This is a genomic window from Arthrobacter sp. Dra40 (assembly GCF_059091905.1).
Genome location: NZ_JBNHHB010000011.1, coordinates 56,500 through 76,036 on the forward strand (window position 1 = coordinate 56,500; position 19,537 = coordinate 76,036).

The window sequence follows — 19,537 nt, forward strand, 5'->3', positions numbered from 1 at the left end:
GTTACTTCGGGATACCGTGGGCGTAGAACCCAGCGGAATAGAACCACGTGACCGGAGGTTGTCCCAGCGTGTCAATGAACGACGGCGGTGCCTCCTCCCAGCCCTCTGCCCCCGCCGCTGCGGTTGCCAATGCAGGTGCCCGCCGCGGACTCGGCCGGTTCCGCAAGCAGGGCGGCCGTCCCAGCGAGACTGGAGCCGGCATGGCTTTCGGGCTGGCCGCCTACGGGCTCTGGGGCATTCTCCCGCTGTACTTCACCGCCCTGATACCGGCCGGTCCGCTGGAGATCGTGGCCAACCGGATTGTCTGGTCGCTGCTGTTCTGCTTCCTGCTGATCACCGCGCTGCGCGGCTGGCGCACTTTCCGGGCGGCCCTGACCAACTGGCGCACCTTCGCAACCTTGTCCCTGGCCGCCGGGCTCATCGCGGTCAACTGGTTCACCTACACGTTCGCCGTCCTCAGCGGCCAGGCCATCGAAGCCTCACTGGGGTACTTCATCAACCCGCTGGTCTCCGTGCTGCTTGGCGTCATCCTGCTCAAGGAACGGCTGCGCCCGGCACAGTGGGTCGCGATGGGCGTAGCGTTCATCGCGGTGCTGGTGCTGGCGTTCGGCTACGGCAACGTGCCCTGGATTGCACTGATCCTGGCGCTCAGCTTTGGGTTCTACGGCCTGGTCAAGAATCGCGTCGGCGGCCGCGTCGATGCCGTCACCAGCCTCAGCGTGGAAACATTGGTGCTGGCACCGGTCTCCGTGGTGATCATGCTCATCCTGTTGGCCGGCAGCCAGGCGACCCTGCTCTCCGAAGGCACCGGCCACTTCTGGCTGATGGCTGCCAGCGGCCTGATCACCGCCCTGCCGCTGCTGTTCTTCGGCGCCGCCGCCCGCCGGCTGCCGCTCAGCACGGTCGGCATGCTGCAGTATCTGGCGCCGATCCTGCAGTTCATCACCGCCTTGGTCTTCCTGCACGAGCCCATGCCGCTGGAACGTTGGATCGGCTTCAGCCTGGTCTGGCTCTCCCTGGCCATCCTGACGGCCGACATGGTGGTTGCCCTCAAGAGAGCGCCCAAGGCCGGCGCCGCAACCGCCACTGCCCAGGCACGCTAGTAGCGGATCGCGTCGATGACCTTCACCCGGACGGCCACCAGCGCGGGGATCAGGCCGGCCAGCGCGCCGACGGCGGTGGCGGCGCCGATGCCGATCAACGCCGCCTCCACCGGGAACGGCGGCAGTTCGCTGATGCCCTGGGCAATCAGGTCCTGGATCCACGGGCTCTTCACCACCGCGACGGCGAGCATCACCCCGACCACACCGGCCACGAAGGTCGCGACCACCGATTCGAGCATGACGCCGAAGAAGATGCGGCCCGACGTCGCACCGAAGCTGCGCCTGATGCCGATCTCCCGGACCCGGTACTTGACCGTGACCATGGAGATATTGAGCAGCCCCACCGCCCCCAGCAGCAGCACCAAGCCGGCGATGCCGCCCACCGCCCACTGAATGCCCTCGAACGGGTCGCCCCAGGCGGCATAGTCGCTGCGGTAGGCCTGCACGTGGGCATCGGGGAATTGGGCCTGCAGATCGCCGGCGATCGCGGCCGTGAGGCCCGGTTCGGCGTCGACCGGAAGCCACATCTCCAACGTCGGAGGAGGCCCTCCTGCCCCGCCCAAACCCCAGCGTTCGTACTGGGCGGTGAGCATCATGGCTGCCGGCATGGCGTCCTCGTGGCCGTCCGGCGTGACACCCACGACCGTGGCAGCGATCGGCCGCTGCTGGAAAATCTGCACCACCGGGTTCACCGCCAGATCGGGTTCGCCCAACTGGCGGTGGAACGCTTCGTTGATGATCACCGCCGGCGCCAGCGCCGCGGCGTCCGCCTCGGTGAACCAGCGGCCGGCAGCCAAGTTCACCCGCCGCATCTGGCCGTAGCTTCGGTCCACCACCGTGGTTTCGGTCGCCAGCACGCCATGCGGAAACTGGAAGGAGACCTGGCCGAAGGCGCGCCGGCTCGCGTACTCCACGGCGTAGCGTTCCACCAGCGAGTCGAAGGCGGCTTTGAGCACCGCTGGGTCCTCATTTCCTGTCTCCGTGAAAACCTCAACCGACACAGTGGCCGCACGTCCGCCGGATTGCTCCTGCGCCTGCACCATGCCCTCCCGGGCCATGTTGCCGAGCCCCACGACGGTGGTTAGCGCCGCGACCGACAGCGCCACCCCGATCAGTGCCAAGAGGATCCTGGTTTTGTGGATGCGCAGCTCGGCCCACGCCTCGACCAGCAGGGCCACGACGCCGGTCATGCCGCCAACTCCGGGGCGTTGAGGATGCCGTCGCCCAGCCGGTAGTGCCGCTGGGCCAGTGCCGCAACATTCACGTCGTGGGTGATGGTCACCAGCGCCGCGCCCGACTCCAGCGCCACGTCGTCCAACAGCGCCATCACCCGCTGTCCGGTCTCGATGTCCAAGGCGCCGGTGGGCTCGTCCGCCAGGATCAGCTTGGGCGAACGCACCAACGCCCGGGCAATGGCGATCCGCTGCTGCTCGCCGCCGGAGAGCTTGTGCGGCTTCTCGCGCAGCCGGTCGCCCAGGCCAACCCGCTCCAACATCCTGGCGGCCAGCCGCTCGCGCTGCCAGAACTGTGTGCCGCGCGCATAGAGCAGGGGCGTCATGACGTTCTCCAAGGCAGTGCGGCCGGGCAGCAGGTTGAACTGCTGGAAGATGAATCCCACCTGGGCGCCGCGGGCGACGGCGCGCTGCTTCTCCCCCATTGAGGAAACCGGCCGCCCGTCGAAGTACAGCTCGCCCGTGGTGGGCACGTCCAGCAGCCCGAGGATATTCAACAGCGTCGATTTACCGGATCCGGAACGCCCCTGGATCGAGACATGGTCTCCGGTGCTGATACTCAGGTCGATGCCCTGCAGGATGTGCAGCGGGTCGCGGTCCGGGATCTGCACGCTCCGGGTCACACCGTGCAGTTCGAGCAACGGCGCGCCCGTCACCGCGGCACTCATCCGCCGACCATCCCGAAGCCGCCCTCCATACCGGGCATCATTTGCTCCCCGGGAGCCCCCGGGATGAATTGCAGGACCATGTCGCCTTCGGCGATCCCGTCAACGATCTCCACCTGCATGCCGTCGTTCAGGCCCAGGGTGACGGAGCGCTCGACCGGTGCACCGCCGTCGTTCTCCACCACCCAGACCAGCCCGGTGTCCACTGATCCCTGGACGGCCGTGGTGGGTACAACCACCACGTTTTCCGCGGTTCCTGCGGTGATGTCGATGGTGGCGCCCAAGCCGGCGAATACCTTGACGTCCGCGGGTACCGCGCAATTGACCGTCCCGGTTGCCGCGGCCGGAAGTTCCATCGGCCCGAAGGGGTCCATGGGCTTCCCCTGCACCGGCTCCGCGCCGTCGCCGTCCGGCGCTTCCCCGACCGTCACAGCCTTGCAGTCGAACGGCGCCGGACCGCCGTTGACGGTCACGGTGGCCGAGCTGGGGCGGTCCAGCAGCCGGAACTGCTGGTCGGCGGTCAAGGTCCCGGTGACCGAAAACGTGCCGGGCGAAATGGTGGCGGCGTCGGCACCGACCGATACCTGCTGGTCCACCAACACGGACAGCTCGGTGAGCTTGCCCGCCGCCGGGGCCACCACGTTCAGGTACGTGTACACGGGGGCGGGCGGCGGGGCCGGTTCCTCATCAGGGTCCGGCTCAACCGCCAGCCGGGTGGGGTCCGGTTCCACCAGTTTCTGCACCTGGAACAGGGGGTCGCCCTTGGACACGTTCGCACCGGCGTCGACAAACAGGAAGTTGACCGTCCCCTCGGCGGTGCTGCGCACGGCCACGGCCGCGTCGCTGGTCACCGACCCCTCGATCTGCACCACATTGGTCACCGTCCCCAGCGTTGCCGGGATGCTGGGCGTGACCAGTTGGGCCGTGGGCTGCTCGGTGACCGCCTCGGCGCGCATGCCGTCCACGAAGGCGAGCTTGAAGAGTGCGACGGCGATGACGGCGAAAATCGCCAGCCAGGCCACCGGAAAGACGTAGCGCCGCAGAACGCGCATGCAGGATCCCCCTCTATACGATGCGCGCCGCGGCGCACGAGACTGCGGGGTGTTCAGGACAATGCCTGCGACAAACTCCGCTTGTGACGGAGGTTACCATTCACCGGCAGCGCCGCCGCGCCAAGGACACGGCAGCCACCGGGATCGTTACGGCGAGGCCCGGCCATCCATCAGCCCCTCCTCTCGGGTCGATTGATATTCGATAGGAAAGAAGCGATACTCGATGGATGCGAAAGACATATCTTGCGGTCACCGCCCTCAGGGTCCTGCTGGTGGTGGCATTTGCCCTGCTCCTCTTGTTCCAGGTGATGTCGCTGCCGGGACAATTCGCCCACATGGCAGCGGAATCTCCGCAGCTGGCCTACCTGCAGTGGCCGCTGACGCTGTTCTCGATCGTGGAAGTGCTGTGCGTCCAGACCGTGATCGTCAGCACCTGGAAACTGCTCACCCTGGTCAAGCACGACCGGATTTTCAGCAAGGCGTCCCTGGCCTGGGTGGACGTCATCGTATGGGCCGTGGTCGCCGCCTGGATCCTGCTGCTTGGCGTCTTCCTGTTCGTGGGGTTCAATGCCAACGATCCGGGGCTGCCGCTGCTCCTGTTCTTGTTTGTGGTTGCCGGGGCGGTGCTCGGGCTGCTGTTGGTGGTCTTGCGGGCCGTGCTGCGCCAGGCCATCACCCTGAGGACCGACATGGACGCGGTGATCTGATGCCGATCGTGGTGCGCATCGACGTCGAGCTGGCGAAACGAAAGATGAGCGTCGGGGAGTTCGCCGAGCGGGTGGGGCTCACGCCCGCCAACGTGGCAGTGCTGAAGAACGGCCGGGCCAAAGCCGTCCGCTTCAGCACCTTGGACGCGATGTGCCGGGTGCTGGAATGCCAACCCGGCGACTTGCTTGAGTGGGTTGACGAGTGACCGGCATCGGCGCCGCAGCCGCTGCCCCGCCGCTCGCAGCCCTCCGACGCGCCGCGTCAGCCGTGGTCCAGCTGCTCCGGTTCGCCTGGCTGCAGGTGCAATGCTGTCTGTTCGCCGCCGCGATTTTTGCGGGCCTCGCGGTGAGTACGGCAGTGCATCTGCCGCTCCCCCGCTACGATGCCCTGCTGGTTTACGGGTTGGTTCTCACCGCGGTTTTCTACCTGCTGCGGCTGGAAACGGGCCGCGAGGTGGCGGTCATCTTCGGCTTCCACCTGGTCGGGCTGGCGCTGGAAATGTTCAAGGTCCAGATGGGCTCGTGGTCCTACCCGGAGGACGCGTGGACCAAGGTTGCGGGAGTGCCGCTCTACTCCGGGTTCATGTACGCCGCCGTCGGCTCATACATTTGCCAGGCGTTCCGCCGTTTTGACCTGCGGATCAACAGCTTCCCGTGGGTCCCGGCCGCCGCACTGGCCGTGGCCGCCTACGCGAACTTTTACACCCACCACTACCTGCCGGACCTGCGCTGGGTGATTGCCGCCGGCTTCGTTGTGGTGCTGTGGCGCAGCCGGGCGTCCTTCACCGTGGGGCCGCGCCGCTATGCCATGCCGCTGAGCCTGTCCTTTGTCCTCATCGGCTTCTTCCTATGGGTCGCCGAGAACGCCGCCACCCTGCTGGGCGCCTGGCAGTATCCGGACCAGGCCCAGATCTGGCAGATGGTCCACGTGGGCAAGTGGGGATCCTGGGCTCTGCTGGTCAGCCTCAGCTTCGTCCTGGTGGCTGCCGTGAAATCGCAGGAGGGCCGCTTCTACGGCGGGGCCGGCGCGGTGCCCGCTGTTGAACCGCCACGCTGACGGTAGCCTGTTCACACAGGCGCGCCGCTGAGGGCCGCCCGGCCACCAGGAGGGGCAATGCGCGGGACCGGCGGCATTACTGCTTTGACGTTCGGGGTCATCCTGGCCATTGCCGGCCTGCATGTGTCCGGCCACAAAGACTGGGCCGGGTATGGCATCCAAGGCCTGATGATCCTTGCCGTGGTGGTGACCGTGGTCCGCTTGCTCCGGGGCGGCAAGCGCAAGTTGCCCGCCCGATGGCGAATTCGGGAAGCGTGTTCAACGATCTGTACTTGGGCACCGTCTACAACGGGCCGCGGATTGTCGCGCCGCCGCAAGCAAAGCAAGTCGAGCTGGTCATTGATGACGGTGAACGGCGGAAGTTCTTGAAGGCTCTCGACGACGCGGACCCTCGGTCTGATCCGGGACGCGCTCCTGAGGGCAGGCGCTGACCTGAGAATCACGGCTGGCTTGTCCACCACCGGTTTGGGACGATGAAGCATGGTTGACGTCACTACCGAGCTGATGATCGGCGTTCCACGGGAACGTGTTGCCGAGTATGCTGCCGACCCGGACAACGCCCCCGCGTGGTACCAGAACATCGATTCGGTCCGCTGGGAGACTCCCGGGCCTCTGTCGGTAGGGTCCAGCGTTGCCTTTAAGGCCGCCTTCCTTGGCCGGCGTCTCTCCTACACCTACCAAGTCGTAGAGTTCCGTCCGGACGAAAAACTGGTCATGCGGACGACGCAGGGACCCTTTCCCATGCAGACCACCTAACCTTGCTCCGTTCGTCGGATTCATGATGAAGCAGGCCAACCGCAAGGACCTGGCACGGATCAAATCGATTCTGGAGTCGGGCGGACCGGCCGAACGCTAATCCCGCAGCCCGTCGACTTCGCGCGGGACCACCACCATGGGCACCGGCAGCGAGCGGAGGACCTTGTGCGCGGTGGCGCCGAGGAACAGCCGGTTGTGCTGGGCCAGCCGGCTGGAGCCAACGACCACCAACTCTCCGTCGTCCCAGTCCAGCGAGTCGATGGCTTCCTCGATGTTCCGCCCGTGCGCCACGGTCACCGTGGCCTTGCCCGGGGGCAGTTCGGTGGCGGCGGAGGCGAGCACCGAGTTGGCATGCAAGTGGGCACTGTGGATGGCTTCGCCGCTGTCGGAGTCCTCCCGCGTATCCAGTGAGACCAGGGAGACCAGCCGCAACTGCAGGCCGCGGCGGGAGGCCGCGTTCAGGGCCACATCACGCGCGGCCTGGGCGCCTTGCCGCTCGCCGATGAATGCGGTCAGCCGGGTCAAGGGCTCCGTCCGCTGATACCCGCGCGGCGCCAAGGCCACCGGAATTGGCGAGGCATGCAACAGCGCATTGGCCACGCTGCCCACCGTGAAGCGCTTGAACAAACTGTTGCTGCTGGCCCCGATGACGATCAGCCGGGCACCGGCTTCCTCGCCGGCGGCGATCAAGCCTTCGGCGAAAGAGTCGGCTGACCGCACCTTGAATTCGGCATGCACATCTGACGGAATCAATTTCAGGGCCTCGCGGCGTGCGGTGTTGATTTCCTGCTCGCTGGCGCTGACGCGCGTGCCTTCGGGGTTCAGTGCTGCATAAGGAGCGCTGTCGGCCACCACGTAGACAATGTCCAGCCCGGTTCCCTGGGTCCGGGCGATGGCCACGGCCAGCGCCACGGCATCCGCTCCCCGGTCGTCCGGCTGGTAACCCACTACATAGCGCATGCGACTACCCCTCGTCCGTGTCCATGGAGCAGCGGATGCGACGGCGCCGGCACATCCGCATCCCATGAGGCGACTGTGGTTCCGACTCTAGTCTGCGAGCGCCCGTGGCAACAGGGCGGAAACAGGCTGGAGCCGTACGTCCCGCCCGCGCCCGAAACTGTCTGGAACGACCGCGGGGCGGCCACCGGACGCCCGTCCCGCAGGACGAAGGAATCCGGCAGCCGCCCCGGCGGGACGTAACGAGGGCTAGGCCGCAGCTACCTTGCGGATGGCGGCCTCCAGCACGTCCAAAGCGTCGGCCAGCAGCTCGTCGCCGATGACCAGCGGCGGCAGCAGGCGCACCACGTTGCCGTAGGTGCCGCAGGTGAGGATGATGACGCCTTCCTGCAGGCAGGCCGCGGCGATCTCCTTGGTGGCCTCGGCGTTCGGATCCTTGGTGGTCGCGCCGGTTCCCGGCTTGACGAACTCCATCGCCAGCATCGCGCCGCGGCCGCGCAGGTCGCCGATGATGTCGACTTCCTCGGCCAGCTTCCGCAGCCGGCCCATGACCTGCTCCTCGATGTGGCGGGCCTGGGCGCTGAGGTCCTGGGCCTCCATGGTCTCGATCGCGGCCAGCGCGGCCGCACAGGCCACCGGGTTGCCGCCGTACGTGCCGCCCAGCCCGCCCGGGTGCACGGCGTCCATCAGTTCGGCGCGGCCGGTGATGGCGGACAGCGGCATGCCGCCGGCGATGCCCTTGGCCATCGTGATGATGTCGGGCACCACGCCGTCGTGCTCCGAGGCGAACCAGGAACCGGTGCGGCAGAATCCGGACTGGACCTCGTCCGCAATGAAGACCACGCCCTTCTCCTTGGCCCACTCCGCCAGCGCCGGCAGGAAGCCCTCGGCCGGGACAATGAAGCCGCCCTCGCCCTGGATCGGCTCGATCAGGATGGCTGCCACGTTCTCGGCGCCCACCTGCTTCTCGATCATGGCGATCGCGCGGCGGGCTGCGTCCTCGCCCTTGATCTCGGCTTCCTCGCGGTACGGGTAGCTCATCGGCACCCGGTAGATCTCCGGGGCGAACGGACCGAAGCTGCCGGCCGGGCTGGACTTGTACGGGTTGGCCTTGGCGGTCAGACCCATCGTCAGGTTAGTGCGGCCGTGGTAGGCGTGGTCAAAAGCGACGACGGCGGTGCGCCCAGTGGCGATGCGTGCCACCTTCACAGCGTTCTCAACTGCTTCGGCGCCGGAGTTGAACAGCACGGAGCGCTTCTCGTGGTCGCCCGGGGTCAGCTCGGCGAGCTTCTCGGCCACCGCAATGTAGCCCTCGTAAGGGCTGACCATGAAGCAGGTGTGGGTGAACTTGGCGACCTGATCCTGCACCGCGGCGACGACGGCGGGGTCCGAGGCGCCGACGCTGGTGACCGCAATGCCTGAGCCCAGGTCGATGAACGAGTTGCCGTCCACATCGGTGATGATGCCGCCGTCGGCGTCCGCCACGTAGACCGGGACGCTGGAGGCGACGCCACCGGCCACCACGGCGCTGCGGCGGGCGGTCAGTTCAGCGGACTTGGGGCCGGGGAAGCCCGCGGAGACATCGCGCTTCTGTTCAAGCCGGTACTGGGTCGTCTGAGTGGTCATGGTGTGCCTTTCACGTTGGGGTGGTGATGCCGCCGGCAGCCTGGACGCCCGGCGCACGCGCGTCACAGCCGCGGGGCCGTGGTGGAGGTCGTTCAGCCGTCGGACAGCGCGTGCCAAGGGAAGCCGTGCTCTACAGCGAGATTACGGTTTTCGCCCGAATGCTGCCTATGGCGCCCCGCACAGCCAATGCGCCATCACGCCGTGCAATTGGCCAGAGATGGCGACGGTGGCGCCCTCCGGACCATCGGCCGGAGGACGCCACCGGGGAAACGGCAGGCGGGTCAGAGTTCCGGCGCGTGCTCCGCGGGCATGGCGCCATCGTCCTCAGGGTGGCGGTTGAGGTTGACCAGGGCCAGCGCCAACCCGCCCCACACGGTGATGATGGCGATGATCAACATTACGATTGCTGCGGTGTTCATCGTTGTGCCTCCTGCAAGGTTGGGGAATCCAGTTCCGGATCGTTGGCGGCCGAGTTCCTGCCCCACGGAATCAGCGAGAGCAGGAACGCCACGACGATCAGTGCGCCGGCCATCCCCCAGCCGAAGACGCCAACAAACCAGTCGGGCATGGCCGGATCGCCGTAGCCTTCCTGGATCCTCTTGATCACTTCGCTGATCAGGATGTAGCCCAGCACAATCGGGGAGACGATGCCGACCATGATCCGCCACCACCGTCCCAGCTTGATGGACGACACCTCGCTGACGTGCCCGCCCAGCAGCGGCAACTTGCGGAAGCCATAGGTCACCAGCAGCACGGTCACCAGGGCACATGCCATGATGCCGAAGTTGTTGACGAACGCGTCGGTGACATCCAGCAGGTTCAGACCGGTGGTGGTCGGGAACAGCAGGATGGAAATCAACGCCAGCGGGATGCCCACGCACCAGGTGGTCTTGACCCGGCTCATGCCCAGCTTGTCCTGCACCGCCGCGATGATGACTTCAATGATGCTGATCAGCGAGGTGAAGCCGGCGAACACCAGCGAGCCAAAGAAAAGCACTCCCAGCAGTCCGCCCAGCGGCGCCTCGGAAATGATCGTGGGGAACGCGATGAAGGCCAGGCCGATCCCACCGGCGGCAACATCGCCGACCTCGGCACCGGAGCTGAAGGCCATGAAGCCCACCGCGGCGAAAACACCGATGCCGGCCAGGATCTCGAAGCCGGAGTTCGCGAAGCCCACCACGAAGCCGGAGCCGGTCAGGTCCGTCTTGTGCTTGAGGTAGGACGCGTAGGTGACCATGATGCCGAAGGCCACGGACAACGAGAAGAAGATCTGGCCGTAGGCCGCCGCCCAGACGGTGGTGTTCGTGAGCGCACCCCAGTCCGGCGTGAACAAGGCATTCAGCCCATCAGCGGCACCGGGCAGGAACAGCGACTGGACCACCAGGATCAGGAACATGACCAGCAGCAGCGGCAGGAAAATGATGTTCGCCCGGCCGATGCCCTTCTGCACGCCGGCGGCCAGCACCAGCAGGACCACTGCCCAGACGATGATCAGCGGAATGAGGACCATGGGCACGAAATCGAAGCCGATGTTCACGTCCTCGCTCACCTGCAGGAAGGAGCCGAGGAAAAACCCTGCCGGGTCGTCGCCCCACGCCTCCGTGACCGAGAAGATCATGTACATCGCCGCCCACGCGATAATCACCGCGTAGTAGACGCAGATGACAAAGCAGATGGCCACCTGCCACCAGCCCAGCCCTTCGGCGCCGCGGGCCAGCCGGCGGTAGGCCAGCGGGGCGGATCCACGGTGTCGGTGCCCCACGGCGTAGTCCAGGAACAGCAGCGGAATGCCGGCGGTCAGCAGGGCCACCAGATACGGAATGATGAAGGCGCCGCCGCCGTTTTCGTAGGCGACATAGGGGAAGCGCCAGATGTTGCCCAGGCCGACGGCGGACCCGATCGCGGCAAGGATGAACACCTTGCGGGTGGACCACATCTCGCGCTTGGGCTTGGCGCCCGGCGCGGCCTGCGGTGTAGGGGTACTCATAGATGGACCTCAAAGGTAGGGATTCGGTGCTGTGACGGCTGTTACGCCGCCGACAATCCTAACGGCGCTGCCCCGGCGTCGGAAACCGCGAAGGCCGGGCGGCCGCTGCGGCACGCCTATTTCTCCGAGCGGCCAGCTATTGCCCTGTGCGACGCCGGCCGCGTCGGCCCGGCATCATAGTGCACCTGCACAACGGAGGGCCGTATAGTGGGAGCATGGCTGTCACTCTTGCCAAACTTCTGGCTTCCCCTGCGCTTCACCTGAAACTGGTCGGCACCGCGCAGGGCGACCCGGACGCGCCCATTACCTGGGTGGCTTCCACGGAGCTGGAGGATCCACTGCCCTTCCTGAGCGGCGGCGAGGTGGTGCTGACCACCGGCCTGCGGCAGAAGACCGCGGCCGCGCAGCGCAGGTTTGTGGCCCGTGTCCACGAGGCCGGCGCGGTGGGCATGGGCTTCGCGCTGGGGCTCACACACCGCAGGGTCCCGCCGGGGGTGCTGGCGGCAGCCAATGAGCTTGAACTGCCCGTCTTTGAAGTGCCCTACGAGACCCCGTTCGTGGCGATCAGCAAGATGGTGGCCGACGCGATTTCCGCCGACCACTACAACCGGCTGGAGCATCTGCTCAAGGACCACCAGGCGCTGGCGGCCTCGCTGCTGGGCGGTGGAGGTCTCCCCGCGCTGCTGCGTAAGCTCGCCGCGATGGTGGGCACCGACGTCGTGCTTTCCCAGTACGGCACCCGGCTGTACGGAACCGGCGGCGGGCGCACCGATTGGCACGAGGTTCCCATCGCTACCGGGCTGAAGGACCGCTGCACGCTGGCGTTGGCCGAGCCGTACGAGCGCAACGCCATTGTGGACTACGCGCAAAGCCTGATCAGCCTGGAGCTGAGCAACCAGGCCCACCGCCGCGCGGCCGACCGGCGCTCGGTGGGCCAGGTGCTGCTGGATGTGGTGGGCGGCGTGCTGCAGGGCGGGGACGCCTCGCTGCGGCTGAGCAACGTGGGGATCGACGCCGGACGGCGGCAATTGGTGGTCATGGTCCAGGTGGTCGGCACCCAGCGCCGGGCGCTGCCCACGTTGCCGCTGCCGGCCGCATTCGACGGCGTGGTGACCGGCCTGGTGGACGAGCGGCTGGTGCTGGTGGTGCAGGGCGCCGAATCGGCTGAATCGCTGGGCCGGGAGCTGAGCACCTACCTGCAGAGCGCGGGCCTCACCGCAACCGTGGGCGTGGGCGGCAGCTACGCCCAGGCGAACGGGCTGCGCTGGAGCTACTTCGAGGCCAAGGAAGCCGTGGGCCGGGGCGGTCGGCTGAACGCGCCGCAGCGGTTGTCGCTGACCTCCCTCCTGCTGGCCTCGGAGGACGTGCCGCTGGGTGCTCTGGCGGCCGAGGCGCTGGACCCGCTGGCCGACTTCGACGCCGCGCATGATGCCGCCCTGCTGCCCACGCTGCAGACTTATCTGGAACTGAACGGATCGGTAGCCGCGGTGGCGGAGGAGCTGGGGCTGCACCGGAACTCCGTTCGCTACCGGTTGGCCCAGATTGTGGAGCTGACCGGCTACGACCCCGCGCTCACCGCGGATCGGGTGCACCTGTGGCTGGCCCTGACCGTGCGGCGGCTGGGCTCCGACTCGGGGTCGCAAGGCTAGTCCGGGCGGCCGCTCCCGAACCCTTGTCATAAGTGGGCGCAGGCACAAGGCTGGGGGTCATGGGACACGAGACGCACGAGAGCCGCACGGTGACCTGGCTGGGAACCGATGATCCGCGGCGCGCCGACACCGCCACCATCAACCTGGAACCCGAACGGCTCAGCGCGCACGGCGCCTCGCGCACCGCCGACTACGCCGCGAGCTGGGCCCTGACCACCACCGGCAATTGGTTCACCGAGAACCTCACGGTCTCCGTCCACGGGCGGGGCTGGAGCAGGTACCTGGTGTTGGACCGCGCCACCGACGGCAGCTGGCGGGCGGCAACGAAGGTGTCCGGCGACAGCGACTTGCCGGAGCCGGGCATCGTCGATCCGGCGTCGCTGACCGGGGCGGTGGACTGCGATCTGGGTCTGTGCCCGGCCACCAACACCATGCCAATCCTGCGGCTGGGCCTGGTCCACGACGCCGAAGCGGCCGCAGAGCTGACGGTGGCATGGGTGGAGATGCCGAGCCTGCGGGTACTCGGCCGGCAACAGATCTACAGCGGCTCCCGCGCGTACGACGACGGCACCGGCACTGCCGCTGTCACCTACAGTTCCGGCGACTTCAGCGCCGAGATTGTGGTGGACTCCGACGGCATCGTGATCGACTACCCAGGCCTGGCCACGCGCCGTCGGGACTGACGGACGCGAGGTAGGCACCGTCGTCGTCATCGGTTCGAGCCAGCCGGTGCCGCCACATAGGATGGTAGCCAAGCCCGCCTACCAACCGTTCCAGGGAGAAACCATGCCCGAAATGTTCGTGGACAAGTTCCGTGCCCTCGTGCCCAAGTATCTGGACCGGACGTGGACCGAAGACGACGGCATCTCCTATGACGACCTCGAGGGGCTGCTGGGCGAGCACAAGTTCCAGGTTCCGCAGGCGCTGGTGGAGTTCTACCACGCGCTGGGCGGCTGCGAGGACCTGATGGAGGCCCACGACTTCTTCTTCGACCCGGACGAGCTCGAGATCGAGGACGGCTATATGCTGTTCCTGGACGAGATGGACGAAGAAGCAAACTGGGGTTTCAAATCCGAGCACCTGGATGTGCCCGACCCCATTGTCTGGGTCCGCACGAACAGCCCGAAGCCACGGTGGCAGAGCGAAGAGGCGACCTTCAGCGAGTTCGTCTTCGACATGTTCGAGTGGGTCTTCGGGGACGAGGAAGAAGAAGAGTAAGTCCCCCGAGCCGCCGGATGTGCTCGGCCGCTGCGGTTAGCGGGCCTCCGCCGCCAGCGCCACGCCGAAGCCGACCAATACGGTGCCGGTGATCCGGTCGATCGTACGCACCACGGCCGGGGTGCGCAGCCACTGGCGGGCAACATGCGTGCCCCAAATGATGGCCGAGAAGAACACCAGCCCCTCCAGGTTGTGCACCAAGGCCAGCGCGGTGGCCATCAGGGCCGGCGAGACATCCGGCGGAATGAACTGCGGGATCATCGCCATGTAGAACACGCCGACCTTCGGGTTCAGCAGGTTGGTGCCCACACCAGTGAACCAGGCCTTGGCGTACGACGCCGAAGCCTTCGGCTCTGCCGCACCGGGCAGGTGCGCGCCGGACCTGCGGAACGATTTCCACAGCATCCGGCCGCCAAGCCAGACCATGTAGGCCGCGCCGGCAATCTTCAGCACAATGAACGCCATCTCCGAGGCGGCCAGCAGCGCCGAAGCCCCGACCGCTGCCGCAATCCCCCAAACCAAGGCTCCGGTATTGATGCCCAGCGCGGTGGCGTAGGCCCTGCCCCGGCCTTGGCTGACCGCCGAACGGAGCACGAGCGCGGTGTCCATTCCCGGCACCAGGGTCAGCAGACCGGCCACCAGGGCAAAGGACAACAGTGCCTGTTCTACGCTCATCGGCTCACCGGCCGGTCAGAGCGCGCCGCAAGGGTTAGACCTCGCGGTCCACGACGGCTTCGGCGAAGGCCGTCAGCGCAAACTTCACCGTGCTCTCCGGCAGCGGGTCCAGGGCCGCCTTGGCGGCGTCGGCCCATTCGCCGGCGATGGACCAGGCCTTCGCGGTGACCGGGTGTCCGCGCAGTGCGGTGACCGCCTCGGCCAGGGCTTCGTCGGAGGTCAGATCGGCGTCCACCAGTGCCAGCACCGAGGCGGCGGAAGCATCGCCGTCGGCCGCGGCCTGGCGCAGCAAGAGCACCGGCAAGGTGGGCACGCCCTCGCGCAGGTCCGTTCCCGGGGTCTTGCCCGACTTGACCTTGAGCCCGGTCACGTCGATGACGTCGTCGGCCAGCTGGAAGGCAACGCCCACCTTCTCGCCGTATTCCAGCATCACGTTGACAGCCTGCTCGCCGGCGCCGGAGAACATGGCGCCCAGCTGGCCGGAGGTGGCAATCAGCGAGGCAGTCTTGTCCGCGATGACGGACAAGTAGTGTTCCACCGGGTCCTCGTCGTCGCGCGGGCCGACGGTTTCGTGCAGCTGACCCAGGCAGAGCCGTTCGAAGGTCCGGGCCTGGATGCCCACGGCCTCCGGGCCCAGCTGGGAGACCAGCAGCGAGGCGCGGGCAAAGATCAGGTCGCCAGCCAGGATGGCCACCTGGTTGCCCCACACCTCGTGCGCGGTCGGAGCGCCCCGCCGGTACGGGGCGGAGTCCATCACGTCGTCATGGTAGAGCGTGGCCAGGTGCGTCAGTTCAACCACGACGGCGGCCTGCACCACGTCGGGGACCGAGCCGTTGCCCAGCTGCGAGGCGAGGATGGTCAGCAGCGGACGGATCCGCTTTCCGCCGGCTTCCACCAGATGGCGGCTGGTGGCATCGGCGAACGGATCGGAATGCGCAATGGCCGCGCGCAGCTGCTTTTCCACCCGGGCCAGAGCGGTGGAGACCTCGGGACCGAGCACGGCGTCTTGCGCCACCGGGTCGAATCCGACCGGCAGGTTCAAGCTGGTGGCAAGGGCGGCGGTTGCTGTATCCAGCTCCGGCGACTCCGGCGGGTTCTGGCCGGCAGGAGTCCAACTCGGTTTAGCGTCAGTCACGGTTCAACACTAACTAATCGTCGGGGCGGTGTGGCTGGTCGGCTTGCTGCCGCCAGTCTGGTTGGATGCAGGCGGCGTGAGCTGCTCCAGCAGATGAATAACTCTATCCTCAAATCCCTTGCCGCCTGAGTCTGTCAGATTAGCCAGCATCCGCACCACAAAGCGCATCAGCGGCGGGACCGGCATTCCGGTTCGCAGCGCCAGCTTCATGACGGCCGGTTTGCCGATCAGCTGGGCGAAAATCCGGCCCAAGGTGAAGTGGCTGCCCCAATGTCCGCGGATGATTTCCGGGTAAGCGGACAGCGCGGCGTCGAACCCGGCCCGGCTGAGCAACTGGCCGCCGGAACCGGACAAGCGGGCGTGTGCGTCGGCGATCAGTTCCGCGGCGTAGCGGGCCGACTCCATCGCGTAGGAAATGCCCTCGCCATTGAAAGGGCTGACCATGCCGCCGGCGTCGCCCAGGAGCAGCAGACCGGGGCTGTAGTGCGGGGTGCGGTTGAAGCCCATCGGCAGGGCGGCGCCGCGGATCTCGCCGACCTGATTTTCCTCGGTGAAGCCCCAGTCCTCGGGCATTCCGGCGGTCCACTCGCGGAGCACCTGCTTGTAGTCCAGCTTGCCGAAGGACTTGGACGAGTTCAAAATGCCCAGGCCCACGTTGGAGGTGCCGTCCCCCACGCCGAAAACCCAGCCGTAGCCGGGCAGCGGATTACCGGCGGCGTCGGGCAGTTCCAGCCAGCCTTCCATCCAGTCGTCGTCGTGCCGGGGCGAGTTGAAGTAGGTACGGACGGCCACGCCCAGCGGGCGGTCGTCGCGCTTTTCGATGCCCAGGCTCAGCGCGGTGCGGGTGGAGTTGCCATCGGCGGCGAGCACCACGTCGGCGAAGAAGTCCTTGGTCACGCCGGTCTTGCGGCCGCGCTCATCCAGCAGGTTGGCACGCACGCCGATGACCCGTCCGGCGTCGTCCCTTAATGCGGTGGAGACTGAATGGCGTTCCAGCACCACGGCCCCGGCCGACTCGGCATGGCGCGCGAGCGCCTCGTCAAAGCCCAGCCGCGTGCGGATCAGGCCGTAGTCCGGGAAATCGCTCAGCTCCGGCCAGGCCAGCTCAAGCTGCCGGCCGCCGGCAATCAGCCGCAGCCCCCGGTTCCGGCGCCATCCGGCCGATTCCTCGTGCGGCAGACCCAGCAGCTGCACCTCGCGCACGGCGCGCGGCGTCAGCCCGTCACCGCAGACCTTTTCGCGCGGGAAGGCGGTCTTCTCCAGCACGGTCACGTCCACACCGGCCGCGGCCAGGTAGTGCGCCGCGGTGGCTCCTGCCGGACCGGCCCCAACAATCAGAACTGACATGGCTACAGGGTGCGCCGGCTGCTTTGGTGCTTCAGCGCAGCCTGGGCATCGGTGTTGGCCACATCTTCCCGGCCGGGTTTGGTGGCCCGGTGGACGGCCACGATGCCGCCGGACAGGTTGCGGTAGGCCGCGTCCTGCCAGCCTTCGCCGGTAATCCATTCCGCCAACTGGTCCTGGTTCGGCCAGGCGCGGATTGACTCGGCCAGGTAGACATAGGAGTCCGGGTTGGATGAGATCTTGGAGGCGATCGCCGGCAGCGCCCGCATCAGGTATTCGGTATAGACGGTCCGCCACGGCGCGAAGGTCGGCTGCGAGAACTCGGCGATCACCATCCGGCCGCCGGGCTTGGTGACGCGCAGCATCTCGCGCAGTGCCAACTTCGGATCGCTGACGTTGCGCAGGCCGAAGGAAATGGTCACCGCGTCGAAGGAGTTGTCCGCGAACGGGAGATTGGTGGCGTCGCCGGCCACAAAGTCGATGTCCGGGCGGCGGCGCTTGCCCACGCGCAGCATGCCCAGCGAGAAATCACACGCCACCACGTGGATGCCGGCGTCGGCATACGGCTCGCTGGAGGTGCCGGTTCCGGCGGCCAGGTCCAAGACCTTCTGGCCACGCTCGGCGCCCACCGCATCCACCACGATCCGGCGCCACCGGCGGGTCTGGCCCATCGACAGCACATCGTTGACCAGGTCGTATTTCGGCGCCACGTCATCGAACATGGCGGCTACTTCATCCGGGCGCTTCTCCAGCGATGCACGATTCACCGCTTCATTGTCTCAAAGACCGGCCCCCGGCCGCGAACCCGGGCGTGCGGGGCCCGTGCGCGGCCGGTGTCCCCTGCGAGGCAGAGTAGGCTTAATGTCCATGACCTCCGCGCTCTCCCCCTCGTCCGGTCTGCCCGGAACCCGGCCGGCCGCCACTGCCGTCGGCACGGCCCCAGAGGCGGCGGCGCTAGAGGCGGCGGCCCTAGAGTCGGCAGCCCTAGAGTCGGACCGATCGCCTACCGGCACCCTGCGCGGCATTACGGTCGAGTGGCCCGCGGTCCCGGACACCCAAGGGCTGTTGGAATATCTGGTGCGCGACGACGTGCTCTGCTGGGTGCGCCGCGAGGGCGGCCTGGCCGGCTTCGGCGAGGTGGCACGCTTCACGGCCAGCGGGCCGGACCGATTCCAGCAGGCCGCAGCGTGGTGGCGCGGCCTCCAAGCCGGGGCCGACATCGACAACCAGGTGGGCGGACCCGGCACCGGACCGGTCGCCTTCGGCTCCTTCGCGTTCTCCTTCACCTCGGCCCACAGTTCCCGCCTGGTGGTGCCGGAGGTGCTGGTCGGTCTGGATGGGGACCGTGCCTGGCTCACCTATCTCACGTACGACGGCGATGCCCACCTCAGTGCCGCGACCGCCGAAGCTGCCCTGGCAGCGTGGGTTGAGGAAATTTCGGTCGAACGCAGCCCGGATCCGGCCGACTCGTTGGTGCCGGGACAAGTGTCCGAGCAGGCCTACATGGATGCCGTGTCCGCGGGTGTTGAGCGCATCCAGGCCGGGGTATTGAGCAAACTCGTGGTGGCCCGGGACGTGGTGGCCAACCTGTCCACGCCCATCGCCACCGCGCAGGTGCTGCGCGAACTGGCCGCACGATACAAGGACTGCTGGACGTATTCCGTGGACGGGCTGATCGGTTCCACACCGGAGATGCTGATCAAGGTCGAAAACAACGTGGCCCGCGCCCGGGTACTGGCCGGCACCCTGGACCGGTCACGGACGCAGAACCATGGCGGCGAGTCGGACACCGACTACGCCCAGCGGGTGCTGGCCGGCTCGGAGAAGCAGCGGCACGAACACCAGATCGCCATTGACTCGCTGACCCGCAAGCTAGAACCGTTCACCACCGCCATGACATCGCACAGCGAGCCTTTCGTACTGGAACTGCCCAACGTGTGGCATCTGGCCTCGGACGTCTCTGCCGAGCTGGCACACGACGCCGGGCAGCCGCCGTCGTCGTTGGAGCTGGCCGAAGCCGTGCACCCCACGGCAGCCGTCTGCGGGACCCCCACCGAGGTTGCCGGAGCGCTGATCCGCGAGCTGGAACAAATGGACCGCGGACCCTACGCCGGTCCGGTGGGCTGGACCGACGGGGCGGGCAACGGCGAATGGGGAATCGCGCTGCGCGGCGCCGTCGTCGAAAGCCCACAGCAGGTCCGGCTCTATGCCGGATGCGGCGTCGTGGATGGCTCCGACCCGCAGGCCGAACTGGCCGAAACCTGGGCGAAGTTCCGGCCGATGATCGAGGCGCTGGGCCTGCGCCGCTGATAACTATTCACCGACAATCCGCGGGGTTCACTGTTTCCCAATAGGCAATCAATGTAGCCTGTGG

General features: G+C 67.3%; 21 protein-coding genes. 10 read left to right on the forward strand and 11 right to left on the reverse strand.

Annotated features, from left to right (window positions below; translation table 11 throughout):
* Positions 1 to 74 precede the first annotated feature (74 nt).
* A complete protein-coding gene (gene rarD, locus AC5RWT_RS08010; protein WP_494079855.1) occupies positions 75 to 1,103 on the forward strand; it encodes an EamA family transporter RarD in 1,029 nt (342 codons plus the stop codon).
* On the opposite strand, the gene AC5RWT_RS08015 is transcribed toward rarD, so the two are convergent.
* From AC5RWT_RS08015 to AC5RWT_RS08025, 3 genes are read right to left on the reverse strand one after another with little or no spacing between them, the layout of a single operon-like run.
* Positions 1,100 to 2,293, reverse strand: a complete 1,194-nt coding sequence (locus AC5RWT_RS08015) for an ABC transporter permease (protein WP_494079819.1) — start codon at positions 2,291 to 2,293, stop codon at positions 1,100 to 1,102. The two genes, rarD and AC5RWT_RS08015, sit on opposite strands and share 4 nt — an antisense overlap.
* A complete protein-coding gene (locus tag AC5RWT_RS08020; protein ID WP_494042631.1) occupies positions 2,290 to 3,003 on the reverse strand; it encodes an ABC transporter ATP-binding protein in 714 nt (237 codons plus the stop codon). The genes AC5RWT_RS08015 and AC5RWT_RS08020 overlap by 4 nt, the downstream gene beginning before the upstream one ends.
* Entirely contained in the window at positions 3,000 to 4,052 is a 1,053-nt protein-coding gene (locus AC5RWT_RS08025; RefSeq protein ID WP_494079820.1) for an efflux RND transporter periplasmic adaptor subunit, read from the reverse strand. Before AC5RWT_RS08025 ends, AC5RWT_RS08020 begins: the two co-directional genes overlap by 4 nt.
* A 227-nt stretch (positions 4,053 to 4,279) precedes the next feature.
* Here AC5RWT_RS08025 and AC5RWT_RS08030 point away from each other — a divergent pair, with 227 nt between their 5' ends.
* From AC5RWT_RS08030 to AC5RWT_RS08050, 5 genes are all read left to right on the forward strand, one after another.
* Positions 4,280 to 4,759, forward strand: coding sequence for a DUF2975 domain-containing protein (locus tag AC5RWT_RS08030; RefSeq protein WP_494042633.1), 480 nt, complete (start codon positions 4,280 to 4,282; stop codon positions 4,757 to 4,759).
* The gene (locus AC5RWT_RS08035; protein ID WP_494042634.1) at positions 4,759 to 4,965 is read left to right on the forward strand and encodes a helix-turn-helix domain-containing protein; all 207 of its coding nucleotides are present in this window, start codon (positions 4,759 to 4,761) and stop codon (positions 4,963 to 4,965) included. The genes AC5RWT_RS08030 and AC5RWT_RS08035 overlap by 1 nt, the downstream gene beginning before the upstream one ends.
* On the forward strand, positions 4,962 to 5,816 hold the full coding sequence (locus AC5RWT_RS08040) for a DUF817 domain-containing protein (protein WP_494079821.1): 855 nt from the start codon (positions 4,962 to 4,964) through the stop codon (positions 5,814 to 5,816). Before AC5RWT_RS08035 ends, AC5RWT_RS08040 begins: the two co-directional genes overlap by 4 nt.
* Positions 5,817 to 5,873: 57 nt before the next feature.
* Positions 5,874 to 6,185: a hypothetical protein gene (locus tag AC5RWT_RS08045; RefSeq protein ID WP_494079822.1), complete on the forward strand. Its 312-nt coding sequence runs from the start codon at positions 5,874 to 5,876 to the stop codon at positions 6,183 to 6,185.
* 111 nt (positions 6,186 to 6,296) lie between these two features.
* Positions 6,297 to 6,572: an SRPBCC family protein gene (locus tag AC5RWT_RS08050; protein WP_494079823.1), complete on the forward strand. Its 276-nt coding sequence runs from the start codon at positions 6,297 to 6,299 to the stop codon at positions 6,570 to 6,572.
* Between the two features lie 96 nt (positions 6,573 to 6,668).
* On the opposite strand, the gene AC5RWT_RS08055 is transcribed toward AC5RWT_RS08050, so the two are convergent.
* From AC5RWT_RS08055 to AC5RWT_RS08070, 4 genes are all read right to left on the reverse strand, one after another.
* Positions 6,669 to 7,532, reverse strand: coding sequence for a universal stress protein (locus AC5RWT_RS08055; RefSeq protein ID WP_494079824.1), 864 nt, complete (start codon positions 7,530 to 7,532; stop codon positions 6,669 to 6,671).
* 246 nt (positions 7,533 to 7,778) lie between these two features.
* The gene (gene gabT / locus AC5RWT_RS08060; protein ID WP_494079825.1) at positions 7,779 to 9,155 is read right to left on the reverse strand and encodes a 4-aminobutyrate--2-oxoglutarate transaminase; all 1,377 of its coding nucleotides are present in this window, start codon (positions 9,153 to 9,155) and stop codon (positions 7,779 to 7,781) included.
* Between the two features lie 281 nt (positions 9,156 to 9,436).
* The gene (locus tag AC5RWT_RS08065) at positions 9,437 to 9,574 is read right to left on the reverse strand and encodes a methionine/alanine import family NSS transporter small subunit (RefSeq protein ID WP_494079826.1); all 138 of its coding nucleotides are present in this window, start codon (positions 9,572 to 9,574) and stop codon (positions 9,437 to 9,439) included.
* On the reverse strand, positions 9,571 to 11,142 hold the full coding sequence (locus tag AC5RWT_RS08070; RefSeq protein ID WP_494079827.1) for a sodium-dependent transporter: 1,572 nt from the start codon (positions 11,140 to 11,142) through the stop codon (positions 9,571 to 9,573). Before AC5RWT_RS08070 ends, AC5RWT_RS08065 begins: the two co-directional genes overlap by 4 nt.
* A gap of 215 nt (positions 11,143 to 11,357) precedes the next feature.
* On the opposite strand from AC5RWT_RS08070, the gene AC5RWT_RS08075 reads away from it, so the two are divergent.
* The 3 genes from AC5RWT_RS08075 to AC5RWT_RS08085 all read left to right on the forward strand — a co-directional run bounded on the left by AC5RWT_RS08075 (position 11,358) and on the right by AC5RWT_RS08085 (position 14,009).
* Positions 11,358 to 12,791, forward strand: coding sequence for a PucR family transcriptional regulator (locus tag AC5RWT_RS08075; protein ID WP_494079828.1), 1,434 nt, complete (start codon positions 11,358 to 11,360; stop codon positions 12,789 to 12,791).
* A gap of 59 nt (positions 12,792 to 12,850) precedes the next feature.
* Positions 12,851 to 13,474, forward strand: coding sequence for a putative glycolipid-binding domain-containing protein (locus AC5RWT_RS08080; RefSeq protein WP_494042642.1), 624 nt, complete (start codon positions 12,851 to 12,853; stop codon positions 13,472 to 13,474).
* Between the two features lie 103 nt (positions 13,475 to 13,577).
* On the forward strand, positions 13,578 to 14,009 hold the full coding sequence (locus tag AC5RWT_RS08085) for a hypothetical protein (RefSeq protein ID WP_494079829.1): 432 nt from the start codon (positions 13,578 to 13,580) through the stop codon (positions 14,007 to 14,009).
* A gap of 36 nt (positions 14,010 to 14,045) precedes the next feature.
* Here AC5RWT_RS08085 and AC5RWT_RS08090 read toward each other — a convergent pair whose 3' ends face one another.
* The 4 genes from AC5RWT_RS08090 to AC5RWT_RS08105 are packed head-to-tail and all read right to left on the reverse strand — an operon-like array spanning position 14,046 to position 17,930.
* A complete protein-coding gene (locus AC5RWT_RS08090; protein WP_494079830.1) occupies positions 14,046 to 14,684 on the reverse strand; it encodes a LysE family translocator in 639 nt (212 codons plus the stop codon).
* 34 nt (positions 14,685 to 14,718) lie between these two features.
* A complete protein-coding gene (locus AC5RWT_RS08095; RefSeq protein WP_494079831.1) occupies positions 14,719 to 15,819 on the reverse strand; it encodes a polyprenyl synthetase family protein in 1,101 nt (366 codons plus the stop codon).
* A 9-nt stretch (positions 15,820 to 15,828) separates the two neighbouring features.
* Positions 15,829 to 17,166, reverse strand: coding sequence for a geranylgeranyl reductase family protein (locus AC5RWT_RS08100; protein WP_494079832.1), 1,338 nt, complete (start codon positions 17,164 to 17,166; stop codon positions 15,829 to 15,831).
* Positions 17,167 to 17,168: 2 nt separating this feature from the next.
* Entirely contained in the window at positions 17,169 to 17,930 is a 762-nt protein-coding gene (locus AC5RWT_RS08105) for a demethylmenaquinone methyltransferase (RefSeq protein ID WP_494079833.1), read from the reverse strand.
* Positions 17,931 to 18,024: 94 nt separating this feature from the next.
* Between AC5RWT_RS08105 and AC5RWT_RS08110 the strand changes: the two genes are divergently transcribed.
* Positions 18,025 to 19,473, forward strand: coding sequence for an isochorismate synthase (locus AC5RWT_RS08110; protein ID WP_494079834.1), 1,449 nt, complete (start codon positions 18,025 to 18,027; stop codon positions 19,471 to 19,473).
* The last annotated feature ends 64 nt before the right edge of the window (positions 19,474 to 19,537 follow it).